The sequence below is a fragment of the Aeromonas sp. YN13HZO-058 genome, assembly GCF_001921245.1.
Lineage (GTDB): Bacteria > Pseudomonadota > Gammaproteobacteria > Enterobacterales > Aeromonadaceae > Aeromonas > Aeromonas allosaccharophila.
Genome location: NZ_MQSY01000045.1, coordinates 18,998 through 35,433, shown reverse-complemented (window position 1 = coordinate 35,433; position 16,436 = coordinate 18,998). Strand labels below are relative to the sequence as shown.

At 61.3% G+C, this 16,436-nt stretch carries 14 protein-coding genes; 5 read left to right on the top strand and 9 right to left on the bottom strand.

Annotation, left to right across the window (positions count from 1 at the left end; all coding sequences use genetic code 11):
* Positions 1 to 25 precede the first annotated feature (25 nt).
* The 3 genes from BSP75_RS11040 to BSP75_RS11030 all read left to right on the top strand — a co-directional run bounded on the left by BSP75_RS11040 (position 26) and on the right by BSP75_RS11030 (position 2,000).
* The gene (locus tag BSP75_RS11040; RefSeq protein WP_075113193.1) at positions 26 to 475 is read left to right on the top strand and encodes a copper chaperone PCu(A)C; all 450 of its coding nucleotides are present in this window, start codon (positions 26 to 28) and stop codon (positions 473 to 475) included.
* Positions 476 to 569: 94 nt separating this feature from the next.
* The gene (locus BSP75_RS11035; protein WP_075113192.1) at positions 570 to 1,202 is read left to right on the top strand and encodes a TIGR04219 family outer membrane beta-barrel protein; all 633 of its coding nucleotides are present in this window, start codon (positions 570 to 572) and stop codon (positions 1,200 to 1,202) included.
* 117 nt (positions 1,203 to 1,319) lie between these two features.
* Complete coding sequence (locus BSP75_RS11030; RefSeq protein ID WP_042019464.1) at positions 1,320 to 2,000, top strand: SDR family oxidoreductase; 681 nt, start codon at positions 1,320 to 1,322, stop codon at positions 1,998 to 2,000.
* Between the two features lie 94 nt (positions 2,001 to 2,094).
* Here the strand turns inward: BSP75_RS11030 and BSP75_RS11025 are convergent, their stop codons facing one another.
* Positions 2,095 to 3,819 carry a proline--tRNA ligase gene (locus BSP75_RS11025; RefSeq protein WP_075113191.1) on the bottom strand — a complete coding sequence of 575 codons (1,725 nt, stop codon included), beginning with the start codon at positions 3,817 to 3,819 and terminating at the stop codon, positions 2,095 to 2,097.
* A gap of 275 nt (positions 3,820 to 4,094) precedes the next feature.
* On the opposite strand from BSP75_RS11025, the gene rlmD reads away from it, so the two are divergent.
* A complete protein-coding gene (rlmD, locus tag BSP75_RS11020) occupies positions 4,095 to 5,447 on the top strand; it encodes a 23S rRNA (uracil(1939)-C(5))-methyltransferase RlmD (protein ID WP_075113190.1) in 1,353 nt (450 codons plus the stop codon).
* Between the two features lie 82 nt (positions 5,448 to 5,529).
* On the opposite strand, the gene BSP75_RS11015 is transcribed toward rlmD, so the two are convergent.
* From BSP75_RS11015 to BSP75_RS11005, 3 genes are read right to left on the bottom strand one after another with little or no spacing between them, the layout of a single operon-like run.
* Positions 5,530 to 6,096, bottom strand: coding sequence for an ABC-type transport auxiliary lipoprotein family protein (locus BSP75_RS11015; protein ID WP_075113189.1), 567 nt, complete (start codon positions 6,094 to 6,096; stop codon positions 5,530 to 5,532).
* Positions 6,093 to 7,742: an intermembrane transport protein PqiB gene (pqiB, locus tag BSP75_RS11010; protein ID WP_075113188.1), complete on the bottom strand. Its 1,650-nt coding sequence runs from the start codon at positions 7,740 to 7,742 to the stop codon at positions 6,093 to 6,095. Before pqiB ends, BSP75_RS11015 begins: the two co-directional genes overlap by 4 nt.
* Positions 7,735 to 9,006, bottom strand: coding sequence for a paraquat-inducible protein A (locus BSP75_RS11005; protein WP_075113187.1), 1,272 nt, complete (start codon positions 9,004 to 9,006; stop codon positions 7,735 to 7,737). The genes pqiB and BSP75_RS11005 overlap by 8 nt, the downstream gene beginning before the upstream one ends.
* A 177-nt stretch (positions 9,007 to 9,183) precedes the next feature.
* Here BSP75_RS11005 and hfq point away from each other — a divergent pair, with 177 nt between their 5' ends.
* Positions 9,184 to 9,543: an RNA chaperone Hfq gene (gene hfq / locus BSP75_RS11000; RefSeq protein WP_005335772.1), complete on the top strand. Its 360-nt coding sequence runs from the start codon at positions 9,184 to 9,186 to the stop codon at positions 9,541 to 9,543.
* Between the two features lie 132 nt (positions 9,544 to 9,675).
* Here hfq and BSP75_RS10995 read toward each other — a convergent pair whose 3' ends face one another.
* From BSP75_RS10995 to BSP75_RS10975, 5 genes are all read right to left on the bottom strand, one after another.
* Positions 9,676 to 10,266, bottom strand: coding sequence for a beta-phosphoglucomutase family hydrolase (locus BSP75_RS10995; protein WP_058052274.1), 591 nt, complete (start codon positions 10,264 to 10,266; stop codon positions 9,676 to 9,678).
* Between the two features lie 66 nt (positions 10,267 to 10,332).
* Positions 10,333 to 11,436 (bottom strand): HDOD domain-containing protein, encoded by a 1,104-nt coding sequence (locus BSP75_RS10990; RefSeq protein ID WP_042063604.1) that lies wholly within the window; start codon positions 11,434 to 11,436, stop codon positions 10,333 to 10,335.
* Between the two features lie 5 nt (positions 11,437 to 11,441).
* A complete protein-coding gene (locus tag BSP75_RS10985) occupies positions 11,442 to 13,082 on the bottom strand; it encodes a sensor domain-containing diguanylate cyclase (RefSeq protein WP_075113186.1) in 1,641 nt (546 codons plus the stop codon).
* A 256-nt stretch (positions 13,083 to 13,338) separates the two neighbouring features.
* A complete protein-coding gene (locus BSP75_RS10980; RefSeq protein WP_075113185.1) occupies positions 13,339 to 15,375 on the bottom strand; it encodes an exoribonuclease II in 2,037 nt (678 codons plus the stop codon).
* A gap of 100 nt (positions 15,376 to 15,475) precedes the next feature.
* Positions 15,476 to 16,375 (bottom strand): LysR family transcriptional regulator ArgP, encoded by a 900-nt coding sequence (locus tag BSP75_RS10975; protein ID WP_075113184.1) that lies wholly within the window; start codon positions 16,373 to 16,375, stop codon positions 15,476 to 15,478.
* Between the last annotated feature and the right edge of the window lie 61 nt (positions 16,376 to 16,436).

Genomic DNA, 16,436 nt, shown 5'->3' with positions numbered 1-16,436 from the left:
ACAACATCATAAAAGGATTTCAACCATGTTTAAACGTGCGTTTTATTCTCTGCTGGTTCTGGGTATGACGGCGCCTGCACTGGCCAAGGTCGAGGCTGTCGACGGTTATGTGCGCCTGTTGCCGCCGGGCTCCCCCAACACTGCTGCCTTTATGGTGCTCAAGAATGACGCCGACCAGCCGGTCAAGCTGGTGGCGGCGGCTTCAGCTGCGGCCGGGCGTGCCGAGCTGCACACTCATCTGCACGAAAATGGCGTGATGAAGATGCGTCAGGTCGAGAATATCGAGATCCCGGCCAAGGGCGAAGCGGTGCTGAAACCGGGCAGCCTGCACATCATGCTGTTCGAGGTGGGCACGCTCTCCGAGCAGACTCCTGTTCCGCTCACCCTCACCATGGATGATGGTCAGAAGCTGGATCTGTCGCTGCCGGTGAAGCCGATTGAGCCGATGGCAGAGATGGATCATATGAAGCACTGACATTTGTCGTCGCTTGTTCAGCATTCCCGCTGGGTATTTTGGCTGTGCCGAGTAAAATAGTGCCCTTTCCATGTATGCAAGAGGAAGTGAAGTGATGAAGAAGACACTGATTGCCGGTTTTGTGTTGGCTCTGTGCAGCCAGAGTGCCATGGCCGCTGACGACTGGCGTTTTGCCGCCGGTGCTGACGTATGGGCAGCCAAGGGCAGTGGTCAGGCTTACGGCACCAGTGCCGATGGCAGCTATGACGACAGCTACAACTGGAACGGCTATCTGCAACTGGAACACGGCATCATCTTCCTGCCGAACGCCAAGTTTGAAGTCTCCGATTTCAGCACCTCCGGCGGCAACTTCAAGAACGACCTGACCGCCTACGATCTGAGCCTCTACTACCGTCTGTTCAACAACGATCTGTTCAAGATCGATCTGGGTATGACCGGTCGTCACTACGATGGCGAGCAGGTTTACTGGGGCCGCAAGGGTTATGACGAAGATACCCTGATGGCCTATGCCGGCAGCGAAGTGAAGATCCCGGGCACCGGTATCTCCTTCTTCGGCGACGTGCGTACCCACGATGCAGACAACTATGACTACCGTCTGGGTGGCGCATACAAGTTCTCCTCCATGCCGATCAAGCTGCGCGCCGGCTGGCGTGAAGCCAAAGTCGATTTCGACAATATCGATCAGTCTGTCGACGGCTGGTTCATGGGTGGTGAATTCACTTTCTAATCTGACGATGGTCTGACGACGCGCCGCCAACATCGACCAGCGCATTGACGGTCGGCTGGTTTATGGATGGTGAGTTTACTGTCCAATCTGGCCATCAGCTGGCAACGAGGAGGGATAATGGGGCACATCATAGTCACTGGCGCCGGTTCCGGTCTGGGCCGGGCCCTGACCATAGGTCTGGTTGAGCGGGGCCATCAGGTTTCCATGATGGGGCGCCGTTATCAGCGACTGCAGGAGCAGGAGCAACTGCTCGGTAGCGCGGTGATCGGCATCGCTGCCGATCTGGCGCACCATGAAGAGGTCGATGTCGCCTTCGCCGCTGCGGTGGAGTGGGGCGGCTTGCCCGAGCTGGTGCTGCACTGCGCCGGGGTGGGGGAATTCGGCCCGGTCGGTGTCTACACCGCCGAGCAGATCCGCCGGGTGGTGGAGAGCAATCTCATCTCCACCATTCTGGTGGCCCAGCAGACGGTGCGGCTGATCGGCGAGAAAGGCGGGGTGCTGGCCAACGTGCTCTCCTCCGCCGCGCAAGTGGGCAAGGCCAACGAGAGCCTCTACTGTGCCTCCAAATGGGGGATGCGTGGCTTTCTCGAATCCTTGCGCGCCGAGCTGAAAGGCTCGCCGCTGCGGCTGGTCAACCTCTACCCGAGCGGGATCCGCAGCGAATTCTGGGACAACTCGGATCATGTGGACCCGAGCGGCTTCATGACCCCGGAAGATGCGGCGGCCTATATGCTCGATGCACTGGAAGCCAGGAGCAGCTGCCACGTGACCGACCTCTTTATCGGTCGCAATCCCTGAGGCGAAGCCCGCCATCCGGTTGCCGTCGTCAGAACATACAGAAACAAAAAGCGCGCCAAACGGCGCGCTTTTCTATTCAGGCAAGGGGGCGGAATTAACGGCCCAGCTTGGCCTTGAGCATGGCGATGATGTCGCCAATGGCCACTTCCTGCTTCTCGCCGGAGCGGCGGCACTTGTACTCGACCACGCCGTTGTCCAGACCGCGATCGCCGATGACGATGGCGTGCGGGATGCCCAGCAGCTCCATGTCGGCGAACATCACGCCCGGACGCTCTTTACGGTCGTCGAACAGCACATCGACACCGGCGGCTTTCAGCTCGGCGTAGAACTGCTGTGCCTGCTCGGCCACGCGCTCGGACTTGTGCATGTTCATCGGCACGATGGCCACTTCGAACGGAGCGATGGCATCCGGCCAGATGATGCCGTACTGGTCGTTGTTCTGCTCGATGGCGGCAGCCACCAGACGGGAAACCCCGATACCGTAGCAACCCATCTCCATGGTGACGGACTTGCCGCCTTCGTTCAGCACGCTCGCCTTCATCGCTTCGGAGTACTTGGTACCCAGCTGGAAGATGTGGCCCACTTCGATACCGCGCTTGAGCAGCAGCTTGCCCTGGCCGCACGGGCTCGGGTCGCCTTCCACCACGTTGCGTAGGTCGGCAACTTCATAGGTAGCGATGTCACGATCCCAGTTGGCACCGGTCAGGTGGAAACCGGTCTCGTTGGCGCCGCAGACGAAGTCCGCCAGATGGGCGGCGCTGCGATCGACGATGATACGACCGGCAAAGCCGACCGGGCCGATGGAGCCTGCATCGCAACCGGCGGCAGCTTTGATCTGCTCGTCGTTGGCAAAGGTCAGCGGGTTGGCCACGCCAGCCAGTTTCTCGGCCTTGATTTCGTTCAGCTCGTGGTCGCCACGCAGTACCAGCGCGATAACGGCCTGTTTGCCGTGCTCATCTTCTTCTGCCAGTACCAGCAGGGTCTTGGCGATGGCGGTCGGTGCAACGTTCAGGAAAGCGGCTACTTCGTCGATGGTGTGGACGTTCGGGGTAGCGACCTTGGTCAGGGCCGCGGTGGCAGCAGCGCGCTCACCCGCCGGCGCCAGCGCTTCGGCCATCTCGATGTTGGCGGCGTAATCTGATGTATCGGAGAAGGCGATCAAGTCTTCACCGCTCTCGGCCAGCACCTGGAATTCGTGGGAACCGGTACCCCCGATGGAGCCGGTATCGGCCTGCACCGGACGGAAGTTCAGGCCCATGCGGGTGAACGCCTTGCAGTAGGCGGCATGCATCTTCTCGTAGGTATCGACCAGAGACTCTTTGTCGATGTGGAAGGAGTAGGCATCCTTCATCAGGAATTCGCGGCCACGCATCACGCCGAAACGGGGGCGCACTTCGTCGCGGAACTTGGTCTGGATCTGGTAGAGGTTGAGCGGCAGCTGCTTGTAGCTGTTCACTTCGTAACGCACCAGCGCGGTGATCACCTCTTCGTGGGTCGGGCCCAGCACGAAGGGACGGTTGTGACGGTCGGTCAGACGGCACAGCTCGGGACCGTAGTCATCCCAGCGGCCGGACTCCTGCCACAGCTCGGCGGGTTGCACCACCGGCATGGAGACTTCGACGGCACCAGCATTGTTCATCTCTTCGCGAACAATGTTCTCGATTTTCTTCAGTACCCGCAGACCGGTTGGCAACCAGGCATACATGCCGGAGGCCAGTTTACGGATCATCCCGGCGCGCAGCATTAGCTGGTGGCTGACAACTTCAGCGTCGGAGGGGGTTTCCTTGAGAGTGGAAAGCAGATATTGGCTGGTACGCATCGCGGTAGACCTTAGCTAGAACGGGCGCGGGGCCCAGGATAATTTCAAGGGCGGAATTTTAACAGGCTGGGCGTTGCGGCCCAAGGGCTAAATTTGCCGCAACCCGAAAGGTGGCAACGCCCTACAGATTGCCAGGGGCAATGACCATTGCAACAAGCAGGCTTTTTATGCCTGCAATTTGGCCGGATCTCCGCTAAACTCTGCCACCTTTTCTCGATGGGCATGGCTTTGCCGCGTCCATCACCCCCATTTTTTTAGTACTTTTGGAGCCGCTCATGCCGTTAGTGGGACATCAACACCAGATCGAGATCCTGGAACTGACCGACAAAGGAGATGGCAAAGGACGCCTGTTCGATCGCCCCCTGTTTGTCGAAGGTCTGCTGCCCGGTGAGCAGGCGCTGGTGGAGCTGACCGAGGTCAAGCCGAACTATCTGCACGGCAAGGTCGCCGAGCTGCTCCAGCCCTCTGCCGATCGGGTTGCCGATTTCTGCCCCAACACCGAGTGCGGTGGCTGTCAGGTGCGCCCGCTGGCCTATCCGGCCCAGCTCAAGCTCAAGCAGGCACTGGTGCAGAGCGCACTGGAGCAGGCTGGGCTGGGTGATACTCCGGTCAAGGATATCCTTGGCATGGAGAGCCCGTTCGCCTATCGCAACAAGGCGCAATATGCGGTGCGCAGTTGTGAAGCGGGTGCCGAGATCGGTTTTTATCGCAAGCATTCCCACGATCTCATCACCGCCGATGACTGTGCGGTGCAAGACTCACTGCACGTCGAGCTGAACGCCCGGGTACGCAACTGGATGCGCGAGCACGACATCGCCGCCTATGACGAAGTGAACCACACCGGTTGTGTGCGCAACCTGATGACCCGCAAGGGCTTCAAGAGTGGCGAGCTGATGGTGGTGTTGGTGACGCTGGGTGAGGCGCTGCCGTTCGAAGCCGAGCTGCTGGCGAGCTTAAGCGATCTGCCGGTTACTACCCTGGTGCAGAACATCAACGATGAGCGCACCAACCGCATTCTGGGCGCCACCAACCGGGTGCTGTTGGGCGAAGGGGTGATCCGCGACAAGATCCACGAACTCGAGTTCGAGATCTCGCCCCTCTCCTTCTTCCAGAACAACCCGACCCAGACCGATGTGCTCTACTCCAGCGCCCTCGAGTATGCCGAGCTGACCGGCAACGAGACGGTGTTCGACATCTATTGCGGTATCGGCACCATCTCCCTGTTCCTGGCTGGTAAGGCCGCCAAGGTAGTGGGGATCGAGTCGGTGGAGAGCGCTATCAGCGATGCCCGCCGCAACGCCGCCCTCAACGGCATCGAGCACACCGAATTCCACGTCGGCAAGGCCGAGCAGCTGATGCCCGAGCTGCACGCTCAGGGCGTGACCGCTGACGTGGTGGTGATGGATCCGCCGCGCAAGGGCTGTGACAAGGCCGTACTGCAGACCCTGGTCGCCATGGCGCCCCGTCGTCTGGTCTATGTCTCCTGCAACCCGCAGACCCTGGCCCGCGACCTCGCCTGGCTGGTCAAGCAGGGCTTCGTGCTGGACGAGGTACAGCCGGTCGATATGTTCCCGCACTCCATGCATGTGGAAGCGGTTGCCCGTCTGAGCCTGCCAGCGAAAGCGTGAGTCATCACCTGACACTCGCCCATAAAAAAACGACGCCAGCTGGCGTCGTTTTTTTCTATCTGTTGCACGGACAATGGCGAGATCAGCCCTGCTTGCGTACCTCATCGGCGATCTGGTCGAGCAGCTGTTGCCAGCCCTGACCCAGTTCGTTCACCAGCGCGTTGTAGCCATCGGCCGGCAGTACCCGTTCCTGACGGAAGGGCGCATCGCGCAGCACGGTGCCATCCTCCGCCAGCAGGCGCCAGCGACCGCTCAACACGGCGCTGCCGTCATGACGGCCCTGAAAGCGTTCCACCAGAATGGTCAGCACCGGCCCCTTGCGGGCGCCATCCTGCCGTACCACCCAGCCCGGCAGGCGGGTGGAGAGGCCATTGAGGGTGAGCTGGTTGAGCTGATCGTCCAGCGCACCGGCCCAGCGATGGTACTCGGTGAAGTGCAGCTCTTGCCCTTCCAGTTGATAGACCAGACTGATCCGGTCGAGCTGGCTTGCCAGCGCCACCGGGCGCAGCACCAGTTGGTGCTGCGGTTGGGCCGGTGCCGTCACGGATTGCTGGCTGTCGGCATCGAGCGAGTAGTAGTGCAGGCTTGGCTGGCTGCTGCAACCTGCCAGCAGGCCAAGCAGGGCCAGCGTCAGGATCTCTTTTTTCATTGTTTGCCTCGCTTGGGCTCAGGGTCCGATGGATGCGCGCGATCGAAGATCAGCGAGCTGGGCTGCTCGTTGAGGGAGTGCACCAGCGGCTGCAGTTCGCGCATCAACTGATTGAGGGTTTGCACCGACTGACGCAGGTCCTGATTGGTCTGGGACTGGGCATCATAGGCCTGCAAGGTCTCCTGCAACTGCTTGAGGCTCTCGTTGAGCGAGGCCGGCAGCTGCTGGGTGGCGTCCTTGGCAGTGAGCTTGTTCAGGTTGGCGCTGACTGTACTGATGTTCTTCAGGGTGCCATCCAGGGTGGTGAGTGACCCGTTGACCTTGGTCAGGGTGGTCGCCATGTCCATGTCGACAAACTTGTCGAGGATGAGGTTCACCTTGCGCTCGATCTGATCCAGCCCGCCCTGCACGGTGGGGAAGACCTGATAACCGGCCAGCTTGGCCTGCTCGAAGCGCGGCGCGTCCGGATAGAAGTTGAGATCGATGATCTTGCCGCCGGTCAGCAGGCTCGAGGTCTTGAGGCTGGCACGCAACCCCTCCTTGAACTGCTTGCCGAACAGGGCACGCCACTGATCCTTCTCCGCCTTGGCAAAGCGGTGGGAGAGGCGCTGCACTTCGATGCGGGCCAGTACCGGGATCTGGCGGTTCTGGAAGATGCGAACCCCCTTCTCCTCGATCATGTAGGGCGCCGAGATGACGGTACCGACCCGGATGCCGCGGTACTGCACGGCGGCGCCCGGGTGCAGGCCAGCCACGTTGTCATCGAACAGGAAGACGTAGTCGATGAACTGATCCAGGCTACCGGCCAGCACGCTAGCCTCATCCTGGAACAGGGTGAAATCGTCGTTCTGCTTGACCGGATCACCCGGTGCCCAGCCGGCCGGCAGGCCCATGGTGATACCGCCGTCGAGCAGGCTCTCCAGCGAATCCATCTTCACCTTCATCCCCTCGCTGCTCATGGAGACTTCGAAGCCCGGGGTCATCCAGAAGCGGGAGTTGCTGCTCACCAGAATGTCATAGGGGGCCTTGATGAAGATTTGATACTGCATCTCGCTCTTTTCTGGCAGGAACTTCGCCTCTTCCACCTGACCGATGGTGAAGCCCTGATAGTTGATGGGGGAGCCTTCGCCCAGCGCGCGGGTGTCGCGACTGCTGAGGGTGAGGCGCAGCCCCTTGGCATCCAGCGAGGCGAGCGGCGGCTTGTCCAGCATGGCGTACTCGTCCTTCGCCCGCCCTTTCTTGCCGGGGGCGAGTTCGATATAGGCGCCGGAGAGCAGGGTGCTGAGGCCGGAGATCCCTTCACGACCAACCCGGGGTTTGACCACCCAGAACTGGCTGTCACCGCGCAGCATACCGGAGGCGGCGTTGTTCAGCCGCCCCTTCAGTACCGCGTGACTGTAGTCTTCGCTCAGCTCGACGGCCTCGATGCGGCCGACGTCCACTTCGCGGGAGCGGATCACCGTCTTGCCAGCGACTATGCCTTCGGCAGTGGCGATCGTCAGGGTGAAGCTCGGGCCCTGGGAGTACCAGTGCTGGAACAGCATCCAGATGCCGATGCACAGCGCCAGCAGGGGCACCATCCAGATTGCGGCGGCAGAGCTCAGAAAATCAGAGCCCGGTTTCCACCTTTTTTTACGCTCACTCACGTTCGCGTTCTCCTTGTTGTAAATCCCAGATCAGGCGGGAGTCGAAACTCATGGCGGCGACCATGGTGATCAGCACCACACCTGCAAATGCGACGGCCGCGGGGCCGGGGTAGATGGTCATCAGATTGTCGAGCCGGATCAGGCCCGCCAGAATGGCCACCACGAAGACGTCGATCATCGACCAGCGTCCGACAAATTCGGTCATGCGATAGAGTTTGAGCTTGCCGAGGGGGGAGGTGACATTGCCGCGCTGCACCATATAGCAAAGCCAGAATAGCGCCAGTATTTTCACCAGCGGCACCACCACGCTGGCGAAAAAGATCACCGCGGCGATGGGGTAGGAGCCCATGGCCCACAGCAGCACCACGCCACCAAGGATGGTGGAGGGGCTGTCATCGCCGAGGAACACCGTATCCATGATGGGATAGAGGTTGGCGGGCACATAGAGAATGGCGGAGGTAAACAGCAGCGCCCAGGTACGGTTCAGGCCGCCCGGCTTGCGCGCATGCAGGTAACCGCCACAACGGGAGCAACTGTGGCTGTCCACCTCGCTCAGGGCCCCACAGATGTGGCAGCCCACCAGACCGGATTCCAGAGCTCCCGCATCCGGGTCGATCTCCCTCGCTTCGGTGGGGCCGAACAGCCGTTGCCACAGCCACATCTGATCCAGCGAGGAGATCATCTTGATGAGCAACACCGTGTAACCGACGAAGGCCCAGAACGACAGGCCCATCTTGATGTCGGCCATCCCCATCAGTTTGACCAGCGAGATCAGTACCCCTACCAGAAAGACATCCACCATCAGCCAGGGTTTGATCCGGCAGAGCAGGCGGCCGAGGGAGCGCAGGGCATTGCTGTGCAGATCTTTATCGACTCGCCACAGCACCAGCATGATGGAGCCCATGTAGACCAGCGGCAGGCCGATCAGGGTCAGGCTCAGCACCGCGCCGAGAAACAGATAGCCCTCATCCACCAGGGTGGTGATGCTCTGCAGAAAGGTCATCTCCTGGCCTATCCCTTTGGCCGAGAAGGACATAAAGGTAAAGGCATTGGCCAGCACGAACATGATGAGCGCCGCGAAACCATAGGCGATCGGGCGCAACTCCTGCTGCGGCAGGTGGCGACTCAGGGTGTGTCCGCAACGGGGGCAGCAACTGGCCTGCCCCACCTCGAGCGGTGTGGCCGGTATCAGCAGATCACACTCTTCGCAGGCAGTGGCATCATGGACATAGGTGGTGTGGTGTTGGTGTGAAGCCGGATGCAAGATAAAACCCCAGATAAGGCCCGTGGTGGAGCCAGAGTTGGCGATTATCGCAGTTGTACTGGTCAGCGACCAGCCCCCGGAGGGCGCTATTGCTGGCGGGAGTGAGAATGACTTTGACAAGCCAGTGCCCATTTAGCACAATCAAACGCCACTTTTTTTTCCGCGGGACAATAATTTATGACAACTGAATCCCCAAGCTACTCCACCATCGAGCAAGCCTTCTCCCTCGGGAACGGGCAAGATTCTGCCCTCAACTGGTTGCGCAAGAACCGCAGTCAGGTCGCTATTTTTCTGGTGAGCGGCATCAAGCTGGAAGGCACCATCAGCGGGTTCGACCAGTACAGCGTGCTGCTGACCGATGCTCATGGTAACCAGCAGCTGGTCTACAAGGCCAAGATCTCCACCATCGCCATGCACACCGGCCGTCCGCAGGTGAATATCCAGCGCGCTCGCAAACCGCGTGTCTCCATGGCGCCGCGCCCCCACGGTGCGCCGGGTCGTTATGACGACAATCAGGGCGGCGGCAACAACGAGTAATCGTCTGCCCCGCACGCCCCGTTGACGCGCTCTGCGTCAGCGGTTGACGGATCCCGCTCTCATTGTCATTCATGTCCCGTATGAGAGCCGGTTCCGGTTATCGCCCCTTGCAGGGCGATATTTTTTTCCGCACTACTCCGCTATACCAACCGGTTTCCCCTCTTTGACCATGCAGGTCTGCATACCCGCAGCTTTTCCTGCCTGTACGCCGATGCCGGTATCTTCAAACACCAGACAGCCTGACGGCTCGACGCCCAGCTTGCGGGCGACTAGCAGGAAGGTATCCGGATTGGGCTTGTGCTGCTCTACATCGTCGGCGGTGACCACCACGGAGAAGTAGCGATCCAGCCCGGTATTGCGCAGCACGGCCTCGGCGTTGATGCGGGGTGAACCGGTGCCAATTCCCATCGGGATGGTGCCGTGATAGCGATCGAGCAACGCCTGCATGGCCGGAAAGACGGTCGCTTTGTGCAGGTTGGCCACATAGTGCTCGGTCTTGCAGCGGGTCACTTCGACGGGGTCGAGGGGGATCTGCTGCTCCTGTGCCACCAGCAGGGCAATCTTGCGGCTCGGCATGCCACCCAGTTCATAGAACCAGTCGGCATCGAAGTGAAAGCCAAACTTGCGGGCGGTGTGCTCCCAGGCCGCGAGGTGCAGCGGCATGGAGTCGACCAGGGTGCCATCAAGGTCAAAGACCAGGCCTTGGAATCCGGAAAGAGTCATGGTGCGGGTGAGCCTCTGGCAAAAAGGGAGCCCATTCTAGCCAGTGACTCACCGTCCTGCCATCTCCTAACTGGTGAGAAACGCTTGCCCCCACATTTGCGCTTGAAAATAGACGGGGGTGAGCCTGCTCGGGTCGAGCTGATATTTGGGGGCAAGCTGCTCCAGCAGCGCCCAGTTGCCCTGTTCATAGGTGCTGACCAGCTGGAACAGGTGAAACAGCGGCCCTTCATGCAGCTCGATGGCCCGTTTCACACTCTTGGGCAGGTGGGCCATCAGGGGGGCAGAGAGCATGGAGCCGTCGAGGACCAGCCCGACCAGAAAGGCCCAGCTTGCCTCCGCCTTGCCCAGCGCGGTGAGGGCAATCAGCTCGCAGAAGCGCGCGCGGGCGATGGCCATGCGGGTGCAGGCCTCCGGCATATGCTGGCTTACCCGGGCCAGCCCGTTGATCAGCACAAACTTGCGGATCTCCTGCTCCCCCAGATAGGAGAGAGCGCGAGGCACCGAGGTGATGGGGCTGGCATGATCGAAGCCCGGGGCGTTGACATAGGTAAGCAGCTGGCCGGGCAGCGAGGCATCCTGCTCCAGCAGGCGGGCCACCTGGGCGAAGGAGAACTCCTCGTGGCAGATAAGCTGGAGGATCTGCTGTACCAGCGCCATGTCGGGCTGGTTGGTCCGCTGATTGACCAGTTCCGGGCGGGCGAGAAAACCGCCGGCAAAGAAGTCGACCCCGGCCTCTCGCAGCGGGAGAAAATCCTCCCAGGTTGCGATATCGAGCGCCATCCGCTTGTGCTCGGTGGGCTGGCAGATCCCCTCTTCGCCCATCCAGAACACCAGCAGTCGGCTGGCGCCGAACCAGCGTGGATCGCGGTTGGCACCGTGTACAGCCAGTCTGCGCCGACTGTCGCGCCACTGTTCCAGCACCGGAAACGAGCCGGGCAGCCGTTCGCTCGACGCTTCAACCAGCGGGATCACATCTTGATCAAACAGCAGCGGGCGCTGCTCATCGAGCTGCTCGTGGGTGAACGGCACCAGATATTGACGCCCCTGCGCCAGCAGGCGGCAATGTTGCGCCAGTGAGGGCCATTCGGCCGGTGAGCTGAGTTGATAGTCGATGCCGTAGGCCACCAGAGCCAGGCGACGATTGAAGATGGGATAACGACGCAACAGCATGGAGATCACCGATAGGCCAGAGTGCGGGCCCTCCCTTGTGACTTGGCGTGGTAGAGCGCCTGGTCAGCCTGTTCGGTCAGGGTCTGCCATGCCTCGTCAGGAGAGGGAACCAGATAGCTAAATCCTATGCTAACCGTAATGAAATCAGCAACCCGCGAGGCGGGATGGGGCAGTTTTAAGCGGGCCAGCCCATCGTGGATCCGTCCGGCCAGCTGTTCGGCCTCACCGGGTTGGGGCGCGCAGAGCAGAACGACGAACTCCTCCCCACCGTAACGGGCCACCAGATTGGTGCTGCGCCGCTCCGCATCCCGCAGCACATGGGCCACCTGTTGCAGGCAAACATCCCCCTTGGCGTGGCCGAAGTGGTCGTTGTAGGCCTTGAATTCGTCGACATCGATCATCAGCAGCGCCAGCAGGTTCTGGGTGCGCCGTGCCCACTCCCACTCCCGCTGCATGGTGATGTCCCACTGGCGCCGGTTGGCGATGCCGGTGAGGGGATCCTCCAGCGACAGCAGGGAGAGGCGCCGGTTGGCCTCCTCCAGCGCCCGGTTGGTCTCGGCCAGTTGCATGGTGCGCTCGGTGACTCGCGCTTCGAGCTGGCGATTGAGGGTTTCCAGCTGCTCCTGGGTGCGCTGGCGGATCAACAGCTGTGACAGGATCGCGGCGTACTGCTTGAAGATCTCGCTCTGATAGGCCTTGAGCGGCCGGTGCCAGAGCAGGTTGTCGGCGGCGATCCAGCCGATGGGGGTGGTCCCATCCCACAGCGACACCATGGCGTTCCAGCCACGGCCTACCTGCTGCTTCTCGTAGTAGAGCGGGGTATCTTCCAGCACCAGCACGTAGTCTTTACGCCTGAGCGCCTCCTGTACCGTGGGGTGATCCGGAATGGGGCTGATGAACGCATGTTCGTCGACCAGCTCGCCCTCTTCGCTGGTGCCCCAGGTGCCACGCATGGTCTTGCCATCGGGCTCGATCAGGAAGATGGCGACCCGGTCGAACTGCAACTCCTTGCGGGCCAGCAGAACGGCATCCCGTAGCAACTCGTTTTCGCTGCGGCTGCGGGAGAGGGTGACGCTGACCATGTGCAGCGCCTGCAGCATATTGAGGAAGGAGCCCTGCAGCGCCTGACTCTGCACCAGATCGGTCTGGGTATGGAGCCGTTGATCCCGCTCCTGATCCACCTGGCAGGAGAGCAGGTGGTTGCTCAGTTCGGCTGTCAGATAGTGAATAAGCAGCTGGATGCCCTGACGCTGGCGAGAGGAGAGGCGGTCGATGCGGCGGTGGGTCTCCAGATAGATGACCCCTTCCAGTTTCATGTGCCGTTTGAGGGGGAAGCAGGCGCGCAGCCGTTGCTGGGCTGGCTCGACATTTTCACCGGCGTCCGGCGGCTGGTAGATCTGCTCGATCACCAGTTGCCCCTTGCCCATCGCCTTGTCGATCAGATGGTGGGGCAGGGTCAGCTGTTCGAGATGAGCGGGAGCCAGTCTGGTCAGCCCTTGATCGAGCTGAAAGCTGTAGAGTTGCGGTTCGGGGGCTTTCAGCCAGAGGTAAAGGCGTTCGGCATCGGTTTTTTCACGGATGGTAGCGAGGCTCACTTCGCATAACTGAGCGAAGTTGGTGAAGTGTTCCGGGTCCCATTCCTGCATACCAATATCCCTTGGGGTGTACCCAAGCGAGTATATAGTTATTTCTCTTTGATTAATATGTCAGAAAAGAGAGGTAGCGCACATAACGGTTGCATTCAGTGCGGCTCATAGAAACTCTCACTGAGTTCTCCGCCCATCGCGGTGAAAACCGTGCCCCAGGGCGGTGGTTTTGGCCGCGGGTTGGGCAGGATGCGGAGCAAAAAAGAGAGCCCGCACGATGGCGGGCTCACGGGCAGATCAGATGACTCTGTGCGGCTTATTCTGCCTTGGGGGCAGCGTCCGCAGGCGTTTCACTGCTATCGGCTGGCGCACTCTCGGCCACCGGCGCTTCCGGTGCCGGACCCGGTACCAGGGCGACCGCCGGCTTGGCGATGAGGGAGCGGGTCTCTTCCACCGCTTCGCTCAGCTTGACCTCGATGATCTGGCCCAGCTCGTAGACTACCTCGGTCTTGTCCAGATAGACGCGGCCGTTGTCCCAGTTGCACTCCAGCCGATCCTTGTTGTCGAGGATATGACGGGCAGGCATGAAGACCACGGCGCCGTTTTCCTGCAGACGCAGCTTGAGCCCGGCACGCATCACGTCGATGATCTCGGCGTTGAACAGCTGATCGGTGCCCGCGGCGGCTTTCAGGTAACGGACATAGAGCCAGTCACCGATGTCGCGCTCCACCATGCGGTGCAGGCGGCGGCAGGCGGTCAGATGCTCGGTGAGCTCCTGACTCGGGCGCTCACCCGGGGTCTTGCCAGCGATGACCGCTTTGAGCAGACGATGGTTGACCATATCGCCGTATTTACGGATCGGGGAGGTCCAGGTGGCGTAGGCATCCAGACCCAGGCCGTAGTGGGCGCCCGGCTCGGAGGACATCAGCGCATAGCTCTGGAAGCGGCGGATCTTGCCATCCAGCCAGCGGGTGTCGAGGTTGTCTATCCAGCGGCGCAGGGCGCAGAAGCCGGTCAGGCTGGCGATCTCGTCGCGCTCGAACGGGGCCTCGGCGCTTTTCAGCAGATCGATGGCGCCGTCGAGGGACTCTTCGTCAAAGCCGGTGTGAACGTTGAAGATGCCGTAACCGACGCTCTTGCCCAGTACGCGACCGGCGCAGATGTTGGCGGCGATCATCGACTCTTCCACCATGCGGTTGGCGATGCGGCGCGGCTCGACGTGGATGGCCAGCACTTCGCCATTCTCGCCCAGCTCGAAGTCGTAGTCCGGGCGATCCGGGAATACCAGTGCGTGCTCGGTGCGCCATGCGATGCGCGCTTCGGTCATCGCCTTCATCAGCGGCAGCTGGGCCTGCACGCCAGCATCAATGGTCAGCGCTTTGCCGTGTTCGGCCCAGTCGGAGACGTCGTCATAGCTGAGGCGGGCATGGGAGCAGATGCGGGCGGCGAAGAACTCGGTCTCCTCCATCAGCAGGCCATCTTCGGCGATGTGCAGACGGGCGCACAGTGTGTTGCGCTCCTCGCCCTCTTTCAGGGAGCAGAGCTCGTCGGAGAGGGTGCGCGGGATCATCGGCACGTTGCGGCCCGGCATGTAGACGGTAAAGGCGCGCTGGGCGGCCTCTTTGTCCAGCTCGCTCCCTTCGGCCACATAGGCGGTCGGGTCGGCGATGGCGACCAGCAGCTCCCAGCCGTTATCCAGCTTGCGGATAGCCAGGGCGTCATCCATGTCCTTGGTCTTGGCACCGTCGATGGTGAAGAAGGGGACATCGGTCAGATCGGTGCGTGGCAGCTCCTCTTCCTCGATGACCTTCCACTCCGGCAAGTCAGCCGGTTCGATCTGGGCCAGATTGTGGCGCGCCAGCACCACCCACCAGGGCACATTGTGATCTTCCTGGGCGGCGATCTTCTGGATGATCTCGGCAGAGAAGTTGCCGTCAACCAGCGCATGGCGCTTGAGGGTGGCCACCACCCAGTCCCCTTCCTTGAACTCTTTCTCATCCAGACCCTTCTTGACGCGGGCCTTGATGGCATCCTTGATCAGCGGGTGATCGGCGACCACGTTGAGGCGGTCACGGAACATCTTGACCCGGGCCACGAAGCGGGTAACGGACTGCTCCAGCAGGGTATCCGGCTCGGCCACTTCCTTCTCTTTTTCGGTGCGGATCAGGGCGGTCACCCGGTCACCGTGCATCACCTTCTTCATGTAGGGAGGCGGCACGAAATAGCTGGTCTTCTCATCGACTTCCAGAAAGCCGAAGCCCCGGTCCGAGGCGCGGATCACACCCTCTTTCTTCGGGATGTTTTCGCGGATTTGTTGCTTGAGCTGGGCCAGCAGCGGATTGTCTTGGAACATAAGTGAGGAACCTGAAGTGGAAAACCTGGGTGGAGACCTGATGAAGGATCGCCCAGCACTATACGTTTTTACCCCTCCAAAGCCAAGGTGAATGGCCTGCTCAGCGTGGTTTCAACTGCGATCTGGCGTGGTCAATGAGTCCCAGGGAGAGCTGTTTGTGCACCCCTTTTTCCAGTACCCAGCGGTGCCAGTAGAGTCGTTCCATCAAGATGTGCTCGGGGCTGAGGTTGACCAGTGTTCCGGCTTGCAGCTGCGATCTGATCTGCAATTCGGGGATCAGACAGTAGGCCAGCCCCTGCTCGGCCATGGCGACGAAGGCTTCTGACGAGTGAACGGTATGGCAGGGATAACCACCGGGCTCTAGCCCGAAGTGACGGCGCATGAAGCTGATATGCATATCATCGCGCTGATCGAACGCCACCGCCGGTGTCCTGGCCAGCGCCTCCCGGGTCAGACCGTGGGGAAAGTGGCGCGCCACGAAGGCGGGGCTGGCGGTGAGCAGGTAGTTCATCTCCCCCAGCTCGTCGACACAGCAACCCGCCAGCGGCCGGGGCTGCAGGCTGACCGCGCCAAACGCCTGCCCCTCGCGCACCTTGTCGAGGGTACGGCTCTCGTCATCGACCAGCAGGTTGAGTTCGATGGGGTGCAGTTCCAGCAGCGGGGCGATGGCGGGCAGGAACCAGGTGGCCAGGCTGTCGGCGTTGACGGCGATGCTGATCCGGATCGGCCCCTGCGGCTCGTCGGGGGTCAGATCCCCCGCCAGTTCGAGCTCGAGCTGGTGTACCTGACGGTAGTGGGCCAGCAGTTTCTGGCCGAGCGGGGTGGCTTGCAGCGGCTGGCTGCGAGTGAGCAGCGGCTCGGCAAACTGTTGCTCCAGCTGCTTGATCCGCTGGGAGATGGCCGACTGGGTGATATGGAGCGACTTGGCCGCCCGATCGAAGTTCTGCTCCTGCAGCACCGCATCCAGTGCCCGCAGCAGTTTGTAATCCAGCTCTTTCATTGCGTCCCTCCCGTTGTATCAGGGCTGACTCTACGTCAGCCAGGCCGGGACAACAATGGTG